The 19033-nt window shown below is 57.6% G+C and carries 11 protein-coding genes and 1 CRISPR repeat array; of the genes, 1 reads left to right on the top strand and 10 read right to left on the bottom strand.

The window, feature by feature from the left end:
* Positions 1 to 8: 8 nt before the first annotated feature.
* The 10 genes from EDC28_RS10205 to EDC28_RS10160 all read right to left on the bottom strand — a co-directional run bounded on the left by EDC28_RS10205 (position 9) and on the right by EDC28_RS10160 (position 17058).
* Positions 9 to 782 carry a DNA/RNA non-specific endonuclease gene (locus EDC28_RS10205; RefSeq protein ID WP_050658514.1) on the bottom strand — a complete coding sequence of 258 codons (774 nt, stop codon included), beginning with the start codon at positions 780 to 782 and terminating at the stop codon, positions 9 to 11.
* Between the two features lie 280 nt (positions 783 to 1062).
* A CRISPR array of direct repeats spans positions 1063 to 3910; the repeat unit is 28 nt; unit sequence TTTCTTAGCTGCCTGGGCGGCAGTGAAG.
* 130 nt (positions 3911 to 4040) lie between these two features.
* Complete coding sequence (cas6f, locus tag EDC28_RS10200) at positions 4041 to 4604, bottom strand: type I-F CRISPR-associated endoribonuclease Cas6/Csy4 (RefSeq protein ID WP_123421526.1); 564 nt, start codon at positions 4602 to 4604, stop codon at positions 4041 to 4043.
* 2 nt (positions 4605 to 4606) lie between these two features.
* Positions 4607 to 5632 (bottom strand): type I-F CRISPR-associated protein Csy3, encoded by a 1026-nt coding sequence (gene csy3, locus EDC28_RS10195; RefSeq protein WP_050658322.1) that lies wholly within the window; start codon positions 5630 to 5632, stop codon positions 4607 to 4609.
* Positions 5633 to 5646: 14 nt separating this feature from the next.
* Positions 5647 to 6618 (bottom strand): type I-F CRISPR-associated protein Csy2, encoded by a 972-nt coding sequence (csy2, locus tag EDC28_RS10190; protein WP_123421525.1) that lies wholly within the window; start codon positions 6616 to 6618, stop codon positions 5647 to 5649.
* Complete coding sequence (csy1, locus tag EDC28_RS10185) at positions 6611 to 7954, bottom strand: type I-F CRISPR-associated protein Csy1 (protein WP_123421524.1); 1344 nt, start codon at positions 7952 to 7954, stop codon at positions 6611 to 6613. The genes csy2 and csy1 overlap by 8 nt, the downstream gene beginning before the upstream one ends.
* Positions 7955 to 7992: 38 nt before the next feature.
* Positions 7993 to 11364, bottom strand: a complete 3372-nt coding sequence (gene cas3f, locus EDC28_RS10180) for a type I-F CRISPR-associated helicase Cas3f (protein WP_123421523.1) — start codon at positions 11362 to 11364, stop codon at positions 7993 to 7995.
* Positions 11361 to 12347 (bottom strand): type I-F CRISPR-associated endonuclease Cas1f, encoded by a 987-nt coding sequence (cas1f, locus tag EDC28_RS10175; RefSeq protein WP_123421522.1) that lies wholly within the window; start codon positions 12345 to 12347, stop codon positions 11361 to 11363. Before cas1f ends, cas3f begins: the two co-directional genes overlap by 4 nt.
* A gap of 90 nt (positions 12348 to 12437) precedes the next feature.
* Entirely contained in the window at positions 12438 to 13292 is an 855-nt protein-coding gene (locus EDC28_RS10170) for a BrxR family helix-turn-helix transcriptional regulator (protein ID WP_123421521.1), read from the bottom strand.
* 104 nt (positions 13293 to 13396) lie between these two features.
* A complete protein-coding gene (locus EDC28_RS10165) occupies positions 13397 to 14587 on the bottom strand; it encodes a M24 family metallopeptidase (protein ID WP_123421520.1) in 1191 nt (396 codons plus the stop codon).
* A 62-nt stretch (positions 14588 to 14649) separates the two neighbouring features.
* Positions 14650 to 17058, bottom strand: a complete 2409-nt coding sequence (locus EDC28_RS10160) for a glycoside hydrolase family 127 protein (RefSeq protein ID WP_123421519.1) — start codon at positions 17056 to 17058, stop codon at positions 14650 to 14652.
* A gap of 103 nt (positions 17059 to 17161) precedes the next feature.
* Between EDC28_RS10160 and EDC28_RS10155 the strand changes: the two genes are divergently transcribed.
* Positions 17162 to 18916 (top strand): DUF885 domain-containing protein, encoded by a 1755-nt coding sequence (locus EDC28_RS10155; protein WP_123421518.1) that lies wholly within the window; start codon positions 17162 to 17164, stop codon positions 18914 to 18916.
* Positions 18917 to 19033 lie beyond the last annotated feature (117 nt).

The following is a 19033-nucleotide window of genomic DNA, read 5'->3' as shown; positions in this document are numbered from 1 at the left end:
CACCGGGATTATTTACACCCCAGCGCCGCCGACAAACCGCCGGTTTGCCCTTCCACCGCCGACTCCTTGTAGGACGGCAGGGTCGGCATGATGTTAAGGCCGGTGCGGCTTTCCACCTCGTTGACCGTTACCTCGGTGGCGCAGAAGTTCGCCGAGCGAGCCATGTCCTGTTCCATGATAAAGGCCGAGGCCTCCACCCAACCGTTCACATCAGTGATCACCACTTTGAAGTAACCAGAAGGAATGGTGTGGGCCTCATCCGCCTGGGGCAAGGTGCCGAAATACCACTCGTAGAGCGGCCCTGTGACCACATACACATCCTGGCCGGAGCGGGCCACGGTGCGCACCGCCGACTCCAGATCCACCCAAGGGCCCTGGTTGAGGTTGGAGGCCTGGGGCGTGATGTTGGACAAGTAGTTGGTCATGGCCCAGTCGCTGGTGTTGCTAAAGGACGCCAGCGGCACCTGATGGCCACGGTCGGTGCCCAGCACCGCGTTGGCATCGGTGTAGTCGGCCGGCTCCAGGGTCGCCGAAGCGGCAATGCTGGGGTCGGCCTTCCAGGTGCGGGTACGGGTTGGGCCGTCAATGGTGCTGGCGGTGACATGGTAAGCCGCCCAATCGGCAAACTTGGTGGATGCGTTATTTTGCAGGGTATAGATGGAACGCTCGATCACCTGACCCGATTTACCGGTAGGACAACCGTAAACGCAGTTGGCCGCCAGCAACGGGCCAGAAAACAGCGCCGATGCGATCAATAACAGGGATGACAGTGTTTTTTTCATATTAAGCATGCTCGTTGTTGTGAAAAAACCAGAATGACTAACGAGCATTAAATTAACATCGCAGTTTTTTTAACTTTTAAATTCTTACCCTGGTCAATTTAGCGGCTGGACAAAGGCAAATATCTCCGATAGTGCCACCCATTTTTTAGTTATTTAAAAGAGTCAGCAACAAGCACATCTTTTCTCCATAGAAACCAACACTCTGAATTGAAGAGAGTGCTGAACGAATTGATGTGGCACCAAAGAAAAACTAAATCTATTAAGTCAGATTTGGAGCCGCTCTCTGAACTGCCTGGGCGGCAGTGAAGATTGACGAGTTCACCCCGCCCGAGGTCAAGAATTTCTTAGCTGCCTGGGCGGCAGTGAAGTGAGGGCTGGTTTTTCCCCCATTGAGATTTGATTTCTTAGCTGCCTGGGCGGCAGTGAAGTTTCGGTGACCTCGGGTAGAGTGTCACGAACTTTTCTTAGCTGCCTGGGCGGCAGTGAAGTTCTAGCTCCTTCATGGCCTTGGTGGCCTCTATTTCTTAGCTGCCTGGGCGGCAGTGAAGGCCCACAAAGCCGGCGTTGGTGTCGCTGATATTTTCTTAGCTGCCTGGGCGGCAGTGAAGTGATATAGATCGGATTAACGCCAACTTCCGTTTTTCTTAGCTGCCTGGGCGGCAGTGAAGAGCTTATTGCTAGTGAAGCCGAACTCCTTCTTTTTCTTAGCTGCCTGGGCGGCAGTGAAGGTGACCAGCAAACTTCTCATGCCCAGACTTCTTTTCTTAGCTGCCTGGGCGGCAGTGAAGAACCAGCTTGCAGAAGCCCGTCGTCTGCGATTTTTCTTAGCTGCCTGGGCGGCAGTGAAGAGCAGCTTTCACTCGACATCGCCAAGCTCTAATTTCTTAGCTGCCTGGGCGGCAGTGAAGTCGCAGCCATTTGGCGCCGGCGGCGCGGCAATTTTCTTAGCTGCCTGGGCGGCAGTGAAGGCCGCGGTGATGGAACTGACAGAAGATGATCTTTTCTTAGCTGCCTGGGCGGCAGTGAAGGTTATGCGCTCACTAGACCTCGGCGAGAACCTTTTCTTAGCTGCCTGGGCGGCAGTGAAGGCTATGACAGCGCCGTTGTTGTCGCCGTCAATTTTCTTAGCTGCCTGGGCGGCAGTGAAGGAGCGTCGCGAAGACGAAAACGTCTATTTTGTTTTCTTAGCTGCCTGGGCGGCAGTGAAGGGCATTTGTGCCGGTGTCGCGGTGCCGACCCTTTTCTTAGCTGCCTGGGCGGCAGTGAAGACCTGCTGTTTGCGGGCTTTAGTTGCTTTGCGTTTCTTAGCTGCCTGGGCGGCAGTGAAGAAGCGCTGTTGACTATAGCCACTATCGAGCATTTTCTTAGCTGCCTGGGCGGCAGTGAAGCCGCAGCTATCGCGCAAAGAGCAGTTGGAATTTTTCTTAGCTGCCTGGGCGGCAGTGAAGGCTTCATCAAACTCCATCACCCAACCCCTTGATTTCTTAGCTGCCTGGGCGGCAGTGAAGGTCATGACGGTTGACCATGAGCTGCCTCCATTTTTCTTAGCTGCCTGGGCGGCAGTGAAGTGGCCATGTCAGAAACGGTAAGGCCCAGCGTCTTTCTTAGCTGCCTGGGCGGCAGTGAAGAAAGAACAGAGGGGGATTCTTTGGACTTAACATTTCTTAGCTGCCTGGGCGGCAGTGAAGTCATTGTTGGCGCCATCGCCGCTTTTATCGGATTTCTTAGCTGCCTGGGCGGCAGTGAAGAGTGACGTAGAGGAGGATTATTACTTTATTAATTTCTTAGCTGCCTGGGCGGCAGTGAAGTTGACGCACATCGTGTTGCCATCGGCGCTGCTTTTCTTAGCTGCCTGGGCGGCAGTGAAGCCCCAGAACGGCGCTACCCGCCTGCGCCTGATTTTCTTAGCTGCCTGGGCGGCAGTGAAGGGTGAAGACGGCAAAGACGCCGAATTCATCATTTTCTTAGCTGCCTGGGCGGCAGTGAAGAGGCGCTCAATCGCTTTGACTACTCGGTGCTGTTTCTTAGCTGCCTGGGCGGCAGTGAAGTTAAGGCGCCGTCAATTAACAACGTCGCTGCCTTTCTTAGCTGCCTGGGCGGCAGTGAAGGTTGTCGCTCATTGTCTCCCCCACAATCGGTATTTCTTAGCTGCCTGGGCGGCAGTGAAGACCGGTTTCACCATTGAATCCACCCGGCTCTATTTCTTAGCTGCCTGGGCGGCAGTGAAGAATATCAAATTCAAGAAGCTGGCGACGAAGCCTTTCTTAGCTGCCTGGGCGGCAGTGAAGTCATCTGGAACTTTGTCTGCGCCCGCCGCTTATTTCTTAGCTGCCTGGGCGGCAGTGAAGCGAACAGTCAGCAAATGAACAGTGGACAGAGTTTTCTTAGCTGCCTGGGCGGCAGTGAAGGTCTCTCAGCTCTTCGCAGGTGTATTTTGGCATTTCTTAGCTGCCTGGGCGGCAGTGAAGGTCAATGAAGTCCCGTTTGTCTACAAAGACAATTTCTTAGCTGCCTGGGCGGCAGTGAAGAACTGACCAAACAAAGCCCGCTGCTCTTTGGCTTTCTTAGCTGCCTGGGCGGCAGTGAAGGTCAAGCCGTAAATTTTGGACCGTAAATTTCTTTTCTTAGCTGCCTGGGCGGCAGTGAAGTCAAGGACAAGGCGGTAGCAATGCAGCTTAGCTTTCTTAGCTGCCTGGGCGGCAGTGAAGCCCTTACTGCTTTTTTTCTATCTACTTTTTATTTTCTTAGCTGCCTGGGCGGCAGTGAAGCATTAGGAGCATGCTCATTTGCAATCCTCCATTTTCTTAGCTGCCTGGGCGGCAGTGAAGGCTCATGACTTTCCCCTAGCTATTACCATCATTTTCTTAGCTGCCTGGGCGGCAGTGAAGTAACCCGCTGTGGAATCAACGTTAAAGGGCATTTTCTTAGCTGCCTGGGCGGCAGTGAAGCCAAGGAGATGGTTGAAGTCACCAACCGTTTTTTTCTTAGCTGCCTGGGCGGCAGTGAAGAAGGCCGTGACGGGATGCGCCCGGCTTCTATTTTTCTTAGCTGCCTGGGCGGCAGTGAAGGCATTGACCCCACAGTATAGAACCTGACTGCTTTTCTTAGCTGCCTGGGCGGCAGTGAAGTAGAGCCTATCCAACCTAACGTTTTGATTGTTAAAGAGCAATGGCGCAAAAAGACAGCGCAACCCTTTTGTGGAGCTGCGCTGTAAGGTGTTGTTTTTAAAGGCCCCCTATAGAGCCTTTAAAAAAAGGGTCAAAACCATGGGATGGTGGCTGATGGGCTTAAGCCGTAGCGGTTAAACAGGCCGGGCTGCGGCGCCTCTTGCAATGGCCCCAATTCCAAAAACAGGCGAAACCGCTGGCCGGTACTGCCACTTTGCAGCTGCAAGTACGGCAAGTTAAGCCATTTAGCGGCGCTGTCAGGGATCCGCGCTTTGGCTTCTTGTTCGCTGATACCCAGGCATTTGATGCTGCGGCGGCGAAGCCGTTCTGGGCTGCTTTTGGCCTGTACCCGTTTTAGCTGCCGGTATCGTGCATGGTCAGGTACCAACGCAATGGCACCCACCTCGCTATGGTCGCGCATTCCCAACAGCCATGGCTCGGCCATCAGCCCATCAAGAGTTTTGGCATCGCCAAATAAGCGCATCAGGCCACCCAGCCCGGCATGTTGTTGCTCGATGAGTGGAAAACTCACGGCAATTTGCAGTTCGCTGCGCTGTGCCAATAGCCGATGTAATTTACTGAACAGTGCAGCCATCAGATGCGCGGCCGAGAACTCCGGATCGGGCCGCAACCGAATATCGATGTAATGGTTCATGGTTAATCCGCCTTGCCAAACACGCCGCCACGGATCAGCGTTGCCACCACAAAATGCTGCTGCTCGGGCGCGGGTTCTTTGTCGGCGGTGATCCAGTTATCAAGCAGGGTGTAAAAATCCATCTTGGCTTTGGGTTGGCGATAGGCTTTGCCTTCGGTGGTGACCGAACCGTAGGGCTCAACGGCAATAGGGCCTAGATCTTCGCCCGCTTCACTCGGATACCAGGTGTCGATGGTGCGAAGGGCATTTCCGATTTTCTGCGAGTGAATGCCGGCGATACCCTCGACGCTGTAAAGGGTTTTACTTTTACGGTCGCCCTGGGATTTATCGAGAATAAGCTCTTGGGATGGAAACACTTCTTGCCCGGCGCCAAGGCGCACATATGCGCTAATGGCCAGCAATACATGCTGCTCGCCAGCCAAGCCTTGTTCAATCAGCTTGGCAAGCTCCGCCACGGCGCTGTGGTTGCCAAACTCACGCAGCGAATGGGCGAGGGCATCAAAGGTCCAGCTTTGCTGAGGCTGGCCGTCGACCAAATGGCTAACCACCACTTCCACTTGCTCGGCGCCAAAGCGGTTGCGCCACAAGAAGCGGCCATTGGCGAGGTTACTGGCGTAGCGACTGGCCAATTCAGCAAAGCCATGCTGACTCACGTAACCGGCCACCGTTTGTTTGAGCTTGTCGCGATAAGCGATGTCATTACAGGCAGAGGGCTGCCCGGTACCGGCCAACACCCGCAGGGTAAAGGCCACTTTCAGGGTGTCGGTAGTGGCTTGCAAGGCCGCCACATCAACGGTTTGCAGGTTTGGTTTTTCTATCTGGGCATCGAGTTTGGCCGGGTCCAACTCTTTGGCCTTAAGGCGGTTGGAAATAGTGCCGCGTACCGACTTGGTTCCCACGCTAATACCTGGCCAGCCCTGGCTTTGCTGGCGCTCATGCCAGTTGCCGGCAAACATCAGGGCGTCGGAGGGGTCAAGCTTGCGTTCAAAGGCCAATACCGAAGCGGTTTTTACTGGTGCAGTTGCCATATTCAGGTTCCTTTTCAAATGTGAGAGGTTTCAACAGTAAATTCGTTAAGACAGCGATACAGGCCTTCTCCAGGCAGGGTGACGGGGTACCAAAGCAGTTGCTGGTGCCCCTCCAGCCGGTGCGGACTCAGCCACTGGCCAATGGAATAAAGGCTTTCTACAAAGCGAAAGGGCACCCGTGGGTCGCGGGCGTTAGCCACTTGGCCTGGTTCATAGGGGTCGGACAAGGCCCCAAAGCCAACAGGAATGGGTACCAGCCAGCCGGGCGGGCGCCGCGCTTGCCATTGCACTTTGTCGGTGCCTTGCTGTTGCAACGGCTTTATCTGCAAGCTCGACAAATCCAGCCAGGCATCAAGGCGCGAAGCCGCTGGGTTGGTTTGTTGCAACTCCTCCAGCCGCGCTTGCAGTAAATCGTCACGGCAAACCAGGGCAAAACCCGGCAGCCATTGGCGCGACAGTGTGCGAAAGATTTTATGCCGGGCCTCGGCGCTATCTCCCAGGCTGACAAGCTGCGGTTTTTGATAAAAAGCACGGGTGCCGGGCTTGGCCGGTAGCACGCTACCGCCAGCAACCCGCATGGTTGCCAGGGTGTCGGCGCAGTATTGGGCCATCTGGGCATAGTGCTGTGGATCTGCTGCCATGCCCTGCCCCGCTACCCCAAATACCAGGGTGATCTCCAGGTGGGCGCGCCCTTCTTCGACAATGGCGGCCGTTGAGCCGTCTTTATCCACGGGGTTACGGGTCAGGCGAAAGGCACGGGTATAACCCCCTTGGGTAACCTGGGCTTCAAAGTGATGGCAGATCACCCCCACACTCAAGAACTGCAAGCCGATATGGCCATGGGTTTTACGCTCCAGCGCGGTCATCAATCCGGTAAAGGCAGTGATGGCCGGGAAGCCCCAGGTCATAGGGCTGGAGATACAGTTGGCGTTTTGTACCTTGATGCGAGGCACTACCAGCAAGCCGGTTTCTGGCGAGTTAGTCATGGCTCAACTCCTTTTGTAACTGATCCAGCTCTTGTTGCAGGTGCTTGAGCCAATGGCGCCAGTCATCGTCGAGCTTGACCTCCTTTTGCCATTGCGCGAACTCCGGGTCACCCACCGGCAGCCCGGCTTTATGGAGCTGGGCGTTAAGCCAATTAGCAAAACGCTCGCGGATCTGCTGTGGCCAATCGGCTTGTTGGCGACGCTCGGCAAAGTCGAGGTCCGATTTGGCGCGATAGGGGTCTAGCCAGAAGATCTCTTCTTCCACCAAGCGGCAGTCGGGGTGCTGGCTCCAGCCTGGGCTTAGCTCCCAGAACTCGGCGCCAAATTGCAGCAACTCATCCACCAAAGTTGAGGTAAGGGAAAAACGGGTTTCGCGGGTGCGCAGGTTTTTCGGTGGTTCGGCCTTTAAAAACCCCTGCAAGGCTTTGACGGTTTGGCGCACAGCCGGGCGCCGACCAAAGCGTTTGAAAACCGAATCGGTTTTGAGAGGCGGCGAGAGCAAGCTGGTGTCCCAACTGGGCGGCAGGGACGCTAACAGGTAGTTATTACCACCACGCTCACTGTTGAGTTGGCTGATATTTTGCGGCTTGGTACCACCGAGTTTTTGCACCGCCAGGTTGGGGTAGTCGCAATAACCGGTTTCGTGAAAATGGCCATTGCGGCGCGCCTCACGCGCCGCTTTGGCCTCTTCGCCAAAGCGGTGCTGGTTGATACGAGTAAAAACCTCATGGGCCAGCGAGCTGGCATAAAGGGGCGCCAACACCTGGTAGTGAAGGTCGTTACCGGGGTCTTCGCCAGTTAACCAGTAAATCTGTTTGGCCTGTGGGTGACTGGCAAGAGCGCCATCGCTGCCAAGGAGGCTGGCAAAAGCCGCCAGCCACTGCTCGGCCTCGGTGGCGTCTTTGCTTAACGCCGCCTTGAGGGCAGCATCATCCGCCAGCGCCAGCTCCAGCAAGGTATTGCCACGCTCGTCGGTCAGCTTTAAAAACTTGTACACATCCAGCGCGGCGGCGTTACCCACCACATCGGCTTGAAAGCCACCGGCCAAATCATGGCTACCCAGCAATGGATGGGCTGTTAAGGTGCCTGGGCTAACGTAAAGATTGCTGCCCTTGGCATCAGGGTGAATGGCTTTGAGGGTGTGGGTAACACTTTGGATTTGCCCTACCCGGCGGGCAGCACTTTCCAACCAGGCGTCATATTGATACTGCGCCGTGAGCAGAGCGTATTTGGGGTCATCCGCTGCTAGTTTTTCCAGCTTGGTAGCCAATCGCCCTTGGATAAAATCGGCGATAAGCGCGCGTAGCTTTTGAGATTGGCTTTCTAAGTCAGCCATAAATAGGCCTCCCTAAGATATTGCTGTTTTTCATCCTTTTACCTCCGTTTCCTAAATCCCAACACCGGGTGAAAGTGCCAGCCTCGTTCGTTGTCTGGCAGGCGCACCGTGGCAAAGCGTTTGGCACAATTCTCCAGTGGCATATCCAAGGCCGTTGCCAAGGTGGTAAGGGCCACCAGCAGATCGGTTTCGGCCCAAGGGCTGACCCCCTGGCCACTGAAAATACTGTGGTCGTCGTAGGTGAGCAGGCTGTTATCGACGGGAATGGTTTGCCGTTCCTTGGGCATGAATTCGTAACAAAGCAATTGCTGCTGGTCGTCATCGGCTAAAAACACCAAGTCGCGATAACGCCGGTTGTCTTCACGAAAGGGAAAGCGCTGGGGCAGCACCCCGGTTAAACCGATGTGGGGAATGGCCCAGCAACTGTATGCGCCCAGCGGCGACACTACCGGGGTGCTAGCCCCTCGGCGGCCAGGCGTCACCAAAGGCATGCTGAGGTTTGGGTGCATCACATCGCGAATGCGCTGGTGCTCTAAATCCACCAACTGGCCACTGGGGTTTAATGGCGCAGGCTCCAATAGCCTCGGCCGGGCATCAATAACGCGGTATTGGCCAGGCTGCAAAATGGTGCCGAGGCGATGTGCGTGCAGGCGATGCCCAAGCGATTCGTATCCGGGCCGGCAAAACGCAGGCTCGCGCGGCTCGGCCAGGTGTTTAATGTTGGTGTCGAGAATAAGCAGGTTAGCTGCCTTGGCGGCCCCTGGCCGATGGCGGCGGATGCGCCCGGCCAGCTGAATAAGCGAGCGCATGGAAGAGGGCTCGGCAATGGCCCAGTCGTAGTCGTGGTCGCGGCCTACTTCGGTAACCGGGCTGCCTAGCACCACAAACAGCTGCTGCGGCTCGGGGTGGTTGTCGAGCCGCTGGCGTATATCCGCTAACGCCAATACCGCATCCGGGTCACGCCGGTTAAGGGCAGAGTCCAGCCGGTGCTCGATGGCCGAGCGCAGAAAAAGCGGAAACTGCGAGTGATACACGCACAAATGCAAGCGCCAACCGGCAGGCAAATCGGCAGCAAAAAGGGCCAAGGCAACCTCAATCAGTGGCTCGATATTGGCCATGCGAATAAGCCCGAAGCTGACGTTTTTTTCGCTTTTAGGGTCTGGCTGGCCGTGGGCGACATGCAGCTTTTGCATGTGTTCAAGAAGTAACGGCGCCAGCATCTCACCGGCTTTATCCCGAGCGACCGGTGCCGGTGGCAAGGCAACTAATGCTCCAAGGCGCCGGGCCTCGTCTTCTGCCAGTTGCCGGTAGCGTTTGCTGGCAAAGCTGTGATGGGCTTTAGCAAAATCTTCAAGGGCCGGGCAGTCGTTATGCTGGGTGCGGTGCTCATCAACCCAGGCGCAGCAAACATCAAGCGGCGTGCCCGGCTCGCCCCGGTATTGCTGGTAGGCCTCGCGCCCCTTCAGGTAGGCATTGAACAACCCTTCTACCAAGGCAGGGGGCAAGGTGGCAGAAGATAAAATCACCCGCCGCCCCAAAAGGCCGGTCCAATACACCAGGCGGGTCAACGCATGGCAATCGGCTAAATCAAAGTCGTCCGGCTCATCGAGGATAAGGTCGCTACTGAGTAGCCGCAGCATCGGCAAAATATGGTGGCCACCGCGCAAGCTTTCAGTGGCAGGCATCAGGTGGTCGATGGTGCATACCAAGAGCGGGGCATCCAGTAATTGGCGGCTACGCCCTTCAAGCATCAATCGCGTTAATAGGGGATGGGTTTGGCCATTGCCTTCAAAATACAGATGGTCCTGCGGCTCTGATAACGATGCCGCAGAAGCAGAGCCGTGTTGCTCGGCCTGGTGCTGGTAGTGCTCTTGTAAATCGCGATGTGCTTGGCCGCCAACCAGTACGGCGAGTTCATGTTCGCCAAGTTGCAAACGCTCTCGCAGGGCCTGGCCGGTTTGCAAGGTGAGGGTTCTAAGCCCCAAGGCAACGGTAAAGCGGGCGCCGCGCAAAGGGTCAGCCAGGGCATAGGCGATACGGCCATTGGCCAGGGTTTTACCGCAGCCGGTGGAGGCCATATTCACCACAAAAAGCCCCTGCCGCACCGAGCGTTCCCGAAGAGACAGCGCCATGTCTGCCGCTTTGTCTTGCCAGCGAAAGCGCGGGTTCTGGCTGCGTTTTCGAAGCCCTTTGTGCCGAGCCAGTGCTGGCAAGTGGCGCTCAACGCCTGCCAGTGCATGGCTAACTATCCCGGCTTGGGCACAGACCCCCAGCAGGTGCTCGTCCAGTGGCTGATTGAGCTCGCCCGTTGCCCTTAGGGTATTGGCGTAAAGCCGGTAGCCGGGCAACGCCGAGAGGCGACGCGGGTCCCGGCAGCGGCTTTTATCGGCGCTATGGGTGACGACCCCCAGCGAGGAATAGTAATGATCGGCCAGCATCAAGCAGAGCCGGGAAAGATGCATGATGTAAGGGCTATCAAGCCAGCGCTGCGGGCTTTGTTGCTGCTGGGCCAGTTGCAGGCGCTTGGCGATTCGGGCAGCTTGTTTTTGCCAAAGCGGGGTTGTAACCGGCAGTTCGCCATCAAAATGCCAGTAGCTTTGCAGCGCTTTGGCCGCTGCGGGCTCGACAATCTCATTCCAGCGGGCGTCGATTTTACTGAGTAGCTGCTGAAGGTGCTGGGCCTGAAGATGGTCGTCTTTGCGGCCATAGGGCTGTTGCTGGTTATGTTCGCCGAAGACAGGGTAAGCCGACAGCCGGTGGTGGCTTAAGATCAGCCAGCCAATGGCGCTGGCCAGGGGCGGCATCTTGGAAAAAGGCCGATCGCAGTGGCTGTCTAAGCCGTCTTTTTGCAGATTGGCAAGCCAGCGGGCATTGTCCTCTGGCGAGGGTTCTAGCAGCCTTTGCAGCCACTGCTCGTCGCTATCGGTGCCGACAAAGGCCTGAAAAAGACGCAGCGATATCCACTCATGGCGATAGCGATTTCGCTCGCTCAATTCGCCTTTAAGGCGGCGCTGAAACGCCAGGCAAGCTTTACCCAGGTCATGCATCAAGGCGGCCATGGCCGACAGTAGGTAAATCGCCTGGCCGCAGTGCCAGTCGTTCTCGTCATCTGAGCGCAACACATCGCGGCGGGTGATGTTGGTAGGTACCGCGCCCTGCTCGTTAAAGCGCCCGGCATCGCCCACTATCCAAACCAATTCGCTGTGGTCGTGGCCACGGATCCAATGGCAGGCCACGGCAGTATTTCGCCTGGCGGTTTTTCGCAGCAATTTTCTTAAGGTATCAAGCCCGGCTTGGGTAATGCTGGTTTGCCAGGTGCGGCTACCTCGGCGCTCGGCGAACTGGTCGAGAATACGGCGGCTCTCGGCCAAGGCTCTTTTGTCACATTGCGCGATCAGCAACACGTTCATAAGGCCGCTTCCTGCCCCAAGGTGGTAGCCGTTTCCTTGAGATGATCAATCATGAAATCCAGCGCTTCGCTCTGGGTCAGGCTCTCGATACAGCGCTGGCGAAACTGCTGTTCGTCGTCCCCTTGCATGGCACTGATAAAGGCCAAGGGCAAAATGGTGGCGTCTTTAACCAGATCGGCCACATCAAATACCAAGCCACCACGCCGGGTTTTGCCGTGCAGCACCGCCAGCCCATGGGGCAGGCCCAGCACCCAACAGGCCGTTGCGCCCAAGCCGTAAGCCAGGTAGTTGCCGTGATCAAGAAAGCGGTTGGCAGGGTCGGCACCGGTGCCGTTTTTGGCTCGCACAAAATCGCCATAGCCGGTGGCTTGGGCGGCAAGTTTGAAGAGCAGTTTGGTCAGCCGCGCTTCTTCGGTCAGTAAGGTGGTGTGGTCCTGAGCCTTGAGCACATCGGCTTGCGCCTTAGCCAGGGCCTGTTCCAACGGCGCTTTATCCAGCTTAAAGCCCGCACTGTGCAGCGCCTTATCCCTCAACCTCAACCACTGTGTTTTCAACCTGTTAATTCGTGCTAACTGCACGTTTTTGGCCGCTTGCAAACGCAGTGCGTCGTTGAACCAAAACCGTACCCAGGCTTGTAGGTATTCGGTGGGCCGGTACTCGCTTTGCGGTGAGAACCACGCCACATCCATGCCCATTTCCGTGCCGCTAAACAGCGGTGTACCCCCACCGCCACAGAAACCGACCATCACGCCAGCTTTAGCCAGCTCGCGCATCGCAGCTTGTGTGACCGAGGTGCCGGTACCTAACAACACCGTTGTGGTATTGGCGATAGGAATATTCCAATAGAGTTGACGCTGGCCTTCACCGGTGACGTATTCCACCCGGCCACGATTGACCAATACCCGGCAGTGTTGCAGGTAATAAAGGTTGGCCCTTTTTGAATGCAAAATGGTCTTCATGTCCGACGGTGTAAAATCTTGCATCAAAGCATCTCCCGCTGTGTCACTGCACCTTACCCTCTCCTAACTTCTTGCCAACACTGTGGTTTTTCACATGTCGCCTGAGGCGACATGTCAGCCGCCAAAGAGCCAGGGTTTGATTTTGTCGATATTGGCGAGAATAAGCTGTTGGGCGGCGGGGTTGCCGTCGAGCATCTTGGTGTGGATGTGCATGTCCAGTAACAGGTAGTTGGCCAAGGCAGCGCGGCTTTGCAGCAAAAGCTCACCGTTTTCCATGCCGTAGTCGGCGGCCAGGGCGGCTTGCTGGGCGGGGCTCAGGCGCGGGTCGGGTTTGATGCAAAGGGTAATGTGGGTATGCCAGGCCGTATCTTCTGGCAAGGGGGCCAAGGGCCGGCCCAAAAGATCGGGCTGGCCACGAAAGCGGCTTAGCACAAAGTCGCGATAGCCCTGGCTTTGCTCGCACCAGGCACGCAGGTGCCAGCGCTGGGCGGTTTTGACAAAACGGGTGGGGACTATCACCCGCCCTTCGCGGCTGGGGTTGGTAACGCCAAGGTAGTCCACCTCCAGCCGTTGCTGCTGGCGAAGGGCCTTGACCAGCGGGCGAATAAGCTGGGCGCTGACCCGGCGCGGGGCAAGGGCGGTGGCGCCCGCTTCGAGGTGGTAGGCCGCCTTGGGCACCGGGCTTGGGCGCTGCTGGGCGGTTACCCAGTCAAGGTATTCCCCCACATCGCCGCTAAGGAGCGTGGGTTTGAACCCTTGCGTGGGTACATAGCCTTTGGCCGAGGCGCTGTAGGCAAGCTGGTGGGGATAGCGGGCGCGGTAACTGGCCAATTCCTTGCTGGCCTGCTGGCGACCAATGGCAAAGAAGTGGCTCACATGGCCGGTGGTGACCCGGCCTTCCCAAAAGGCGAAAAGCTCGATGAGCCAGCAACGCTGATTGGCGCTGCCTTGGGCATTAACGGCATCCATGCACGACTAGGCTTTTAATTAAAACACCGCCCTACTATGCCCTTTGATGAAAAAACTTGGCAACGACCAGATATAAAAAAGCCGGCGATTTGCCGGCTTTTTTATTAAGGCCCGAAGGGGCTGTCGATGCTGTTGGCGGGCTCGGTGAACCAGCGCGGGCCTTGCTCTGTCATGTAGAAATGGTCTTCCAAGCGCACCCCGAATTCGCCGGGCAGCACAATCATCGGCTCGTTGGAAAACACCATGCCCGGTGCCAGGGGCAGCGGATTGTCTTTGACCAGATAGGGCCATTCGTGAATGTCCATACCCAGGCCATGGCCGGTGCGGTGCGGCAAGCCTGGCAGGTTGTAGTCTGGCCCCAGGCCGTCTTCAACCAAGGAGGCGCGGGCGGCGGCGTCGACATCGCCACAGGGCTGGCCCACTTGTGCGGCGGCAAAGGCGGCGAGCTGCGCTTTTTTCTCCGAGGCCCAAATGGCGCGGGCTTTGTCGCCAACATCACCAAAGCCGTAGGTGCGGGTGATGTCAGAGAGGTAGCCTTTGACCTTGCAGCCGGTATCAATCAATACCAAGTCGCCCTTTTTCAGCAGCTGCGGATCTTTCACCCCATGGGGGAAGGAGGTGGCTTTGCCAAAGAGCACGATGCAAAAGTAGGAGCCGCTGGCCCCTACCTTCTGGTGGGCCTGGTTGATAAAGCGCTCCACCTCCGTGGTGGAGATGCCTTCATAAAGGATGCTGGCCGCCGCCTTGTGCACGGCGATGGTCATGTCCATGGCGGTTTGGATAAGGGCGATTTCCGCTGCTGACTTGTGCATCCGGCAATGGGCGCTAACCTCGCCGCCATTGGTGATACTGAGCCCCGGCGCCGCCTTTTGAATGCCGTCGGCCACGAAAAAGGCGGTGGACTCGTCAATAGCCAGCACCTTGCCTGCCACCTTGGAGGCCAAAAGGGCGTAGGGGCTTTCGTGCTCGTGCCAGCCGTGAAGGGGGGCCTCAAGCAGCAGCCGTTCGCGGATGGAGTCAATCTCAAAGTGCGGCACCAAATAGCAAAGCTCGCCGCTTTGGCGCAGTAGCGCCCCCACCAGCCGCTCGCTGGGGTACCAGTCAAGGCCGGTAAAGTAGGAGAGATTGGTACCGGCGTTCAGATAAAGGGCGTCGATGCCTTTGGCCTGCATGTAGGCGCAGGCTTTTTGGATACGCGCCTGGTGCTCCTCCAGGCCGATAGCCTGGGCATTGAGGGTCATGTCAGATAGGCCCGCCAGGGCCTCGGTTGCGGTTCTGCCGCCAATTGCGTTCATGTTGATGGGTCCTTACTACACAAAAGGGCGGCCCAGGGGCCGCCTTTGAACAGGTTGTCTACTCAGGCCGATTGCGGTTTGGGTTTAAACAGCAACACACCAAATACCGGGCCGGCACTGTTGCCGGGTTCGGGCTCAAAGCGCACCCGAACCTGCTTTTTGCCTTGGGTGAGGGCCGGCGGGATGTCGTATTGCACGTCGAAAAAGGCGCCGGGCTTGTCGAAGTCCAAGGTCTGGCTGGCGATGCGCTTGCCATCAATCAGTATATGGAAAAGTCGCTTGCGCTCTTCCCCCCAATAGGTGGCCTGTAGCTTAAGCGGGCCGGGGGCGACTTTGAAGGTAAATTCAAAGAAGCCGCCGGTGCGGGCGTCGCGGCCATTGCGGCCCCGGTATACCACCGGGTAGCTGATCTCGGCTTCCAACTTGTGGTCACGCTCGGCTTGCATTTCCCCTAAGTGCATGACATCCACCGAGCGGGCAGCCAAGTCTTTAAGCCGTTCCTGCTCGGCGGCATAGGCCACTTCTTCGGCGGCCCATTGGGCGTCGTTAAAGCGCTTAAAGTACACAGCGCTGCGCCGCTGGTGATTGGCGTAAAAGGGGCTGAAGGTCATGTCTGCCGGGCGGCCAATGCCTTGGGTTTTGTAAAGGGCGCTACCTTCGTCCATGGCGGCAAAGCCTGCCAGCAAGTCGTTACCGGCCAGGGCCGGGGCGGTGCCGTCAAAGGCATCGTCTTTACTGCCAAGGTCGGCGGCCAGCACCATGGGGCCACGGAGCACCGCCACCACGCTGTCGTCGCCCTGGGTGCCTTCAAGGCGCAGGGTCATGGGCAGGGTGAGGGTGATTTCGTCCCCGGCTTTGAAGCGGCGGCTGAGGTAGGCGTAACCGCGGTCTTGGCTGACCGCCACCGGCTTGCCGTTAAGGGCCAGGGTCCAGTCGTCGCCAGCCCAGGCAGGAATGCGCATGGCAAGGGTAAAGGCTTGCTCGGCCTTCTCAACCTTTAGCTTTATCTCCCCTTGGTAGGGGTAGCTGGTATTGAGGCTAAAGGCGGCTTTGCCTTCGCGCCACTCGGCGCTGGAGGGAATGTAGAGGTTAACAAAGAAAGTGTCGGCGCTTTGCCAGTAGATGGAGTCGCCGTGCTTGGCGTTACTTTCCATGCCGGTGCCGGTGCAGCACCAAAAGCTGTCAAAGGGGGTGGAGTGCTCCCGCACCGCCCCTGACATCAGCGGCATCATGTAGGTAACCATGCCCGAGTCGGGGTCGATTTGCGCCAGGATATGGTTAAGGTGCGCCCGCTCGTAGTAGTCAAAATAGGCCGCGTTGACCCCCCAGCTATAAAGGTGGCGGGTCAACTTGAGCATGTTGTAGGTGTTGCAGCCCTCGCAGGTTTGCTCGGTGATGTGGTTGGCAATGGCATCGGGCTCGTAAAAATATTCGCGGTCGGCGTTGCCGCCAATCACGTAGGAGTGGTGCTCGGTGACGGCTTCCCAGAAAAACTGCGGTGCGGCACCTTTGCGCTGCTCGCCGGTCAGCTCATGAATGCGGGCCAGGCCAATCAGTTTGGGGATCTGGGTGTTGGCGTGGATATTGGCCAGCTCGTCCTTGCCGTCGGCCAGGGGGTCGAGCACCTTTTTGTGGTAGAGCTTTTCGGCCAGGGCCAGCCAGCGTTGGTCGTTGGTGCGGGCGTAAAGCTCGGCAAAGCTCTCGTTGATGCCGCCGTGCTCGCAGTCCAGCACCTGTTGCACCTGGGCCTCACTCAGAGGCGCAAACACCCCTTCAATGTACCCGCCCAGTTTCACCGCCACCGGCAATGCTTGGTCCAGGCCGCAATAGGTTTGGGCGTCAAAGAGGCCGGTATAGAGCTTGTGCCAGTTATAGAAGGGCACCCAGCAACCGTTGAGATCAAAGCCCGCCGAGCGGATGTCGCCCGCTTTTATCTCGGCGAAGATCTCCTTGCCATCGACGATGGATTTGTCTTTTCGCTTGCGGGTAAAGCCCGCCACGTAACCGTCGCCTTCGGCGTCCTGTACTTCGGCCAATTCGCTGATGATGTAGCTTAACCGGCGTTTCGCCTCAAGGCTGCCGGTCTGGGCGTGAAGCAGCGCCAGGGCCGACATATAGTGGCCGAGGCTGTGGCCGGCGATGGTGTCGGCTTCCCAGCCGCCGTAGACCTCGCCTTTGGGCTTGAGGCCGGCAAAGAGCCGGAAGTTATGCAAAAAACGGTCAGGCTCCAGTGCCATCAGGTAGCGGCTGTTCGCCTCTTGGGCCGTTTTAAACGCCGATGGCAGCAATCTCACCTGATTAAGGGGCAAGGCGCCGGCGGTGTTTGGCAAGGGTTTGGCCCCGGCCAATTGGCGACTGGGCTTATCGGCGCAGCCGGCCAGAGAAAGACTACTCAGGGCCGACAAAGCGGCAAGGGCGGATACGCCTTTTAAAACCTGGCGCCTGCTGGTGGTCGGGCAAAGATGGCACATAGGGGCTCCCGTTGTGGTTGTCGCCGACGTTGGTCTTTTTATCTCAAGTTATATACGGTATACGATATATAGACTAACAAACCAATTCAAGGAGCTAGGTGTGATGAAGTTAGCAGCCCTACCCCGGGCCTTGTTTTTAGGGGCCGCACTGGCCGCAGCGCCGTTAAGCCAGGCCCTGGCCTCGGCTACCGATGACGCATTTAAAAAGATTTACAGCGACGAATGGCAGTGGCGCCAAGACCAACAGAGCGTGGACGAAGACAGCCCCGCTGCCGCCATTCCCACCGCCCTGCCCGATGTCAGCCTGAGCACCCAGCAGGCCCACCTCAAGCATTGGCAACAGGTGGAAGCGGCCCTGGCCAAGCTCGATAAAAAGCAGCTGAGTTATGAAAACCAAGTCAACCTGGCGGTATACAAGACCCAGCTTGATTCCTTGATCTCCGACGTGGTGAACAAGGTGTACGAGCGTCCGCTCTCCGGCGACACCTCGTTCTGGGGCGATTTGACCTATATGGCCAAAGGGGATTTTCACAGCGAGCAGGACTATCGCCACTACCTTGAGTGGCTCTCTACCATGCCCCGCTACTTTGCACAGAACATCGACAACATGAAAGCGGGGCTCAAGCGCGGCTTTACCCTGCCCAAGATAACCCTCGACGGGCGCGACGCCACCGCCGCCTCGGTGGTGGCTGCCAAGGGCGAAGACAACGTCTTCTATACCCCCTTCAAGCACCTGCCCACCACCTTGCCCGAGGCGGTGCAAAAAGACCTTCAAGCCAAGGCCAAGGCGGCTATCGCCCAGTACGTGATACCGGCCCACCAGGCGGTGCTGGATTTTCTTCGCAAGCAATACATTCCGGGCGCCGTTACCTCCCTTGCTGCCGAAGATCTGCCTAACGGCAAGGCCTTCTACCAGTCGCAAATCGAGAAGTACACCACCCTCGACATGACCCCAGAGCAAATTCACCAAATCGGTCTGGACGAAGTGGCGCGGATCCGCGCCCGCATGCAAGAGGTGATGAAAGAGGTCAAGTTCAAAGGCAGCCTTAAGGACTTCCTGCACTTTTTGCGCACCGATCCGCAGTTCTACGCCAAGACCCCGCAGGAGCTGCTAAACCACGCCGCCTGGATAGCCAAGGAGTTTGACGGTGTGGCCGACAAATACTTTGGCCGGCTGCCAAGGCGCCGCTTTGCCATAGTGCCGGTGCCGGCCGACATTGCCCCCTTCTACACCGGTGGCCGGGGCGGCCCGGGGATCTACCTCGTTAACACCTACGATCTGCCGTCGCGGCCCTTTTACTCGCTGCCGGCCTTGACGCTGCACGAATCTGCCCCCGGCCATGCCTTCCAGATGCCGCTGGCTGCCGAGAACAAAGAGCTGCCGGTGTTTCGCCGCAACTACTACATCTCGGCCTACGGCGAAGGCTGGGCCCTTTACTGCGAAGCCCTGGGCGAAGAAATGGGGATCTACAAAACCCCTTATGAAGTCTTTGGCATGCTGAGCTACCAGATGTGGCGCGCCGCCCGCCTGGTGGTAGACACCGGCATTCACGCCAAGGGCTGGACCCGCAAGCAGGCCCAGGATTTCCTGCTGGACAACACCGCACTGTCTACCCACGAGGTGACCACCGAAGTGGACCGCTACATTGCCTGGCCCGGCCAGGCGCTGTCTTACTACCTGGGTGAAATGGCCATCGAGAAGGACCGCAAGCGTGCCGAACAGGCCCTGGGGGCCAAGTTCGATATCCGCGCCTTCCACGACACCGTGCTGCAAATGGGCTCGGTGCCGCTCAAGGTGTTGTCTGACCGCATCGACAAGTTCATTGCCGACGGCGGCCCCTCTCCTTACAACGACTAAGCAAAAGCCCGGCAGATGCCGGGCTTTTTGTTGGCAGGCGCGCCGCCAAGGTAGGAACTTTTGTGCACGCCAAGGCCGGTTTTGGCCGCCTTATCCCTTGTTAAAAACCACCTGCCG

The sequence above is a fragment of the Gallaecimonas pentaromativorans genome (genome assembly GCF_003751625.1).
In the GTDB taxonomy this organism is placed as follows: Bacteria; Pseudomonadota; Gammaproteobacteria; order Enterobacterales; family Gallaecimonadaceae; genus Gallaecimonas; species Gallaecimonas pentaromativorans.
This window is presented reverse-complemented; position numbering and strand designations above follow the sequence as displayed.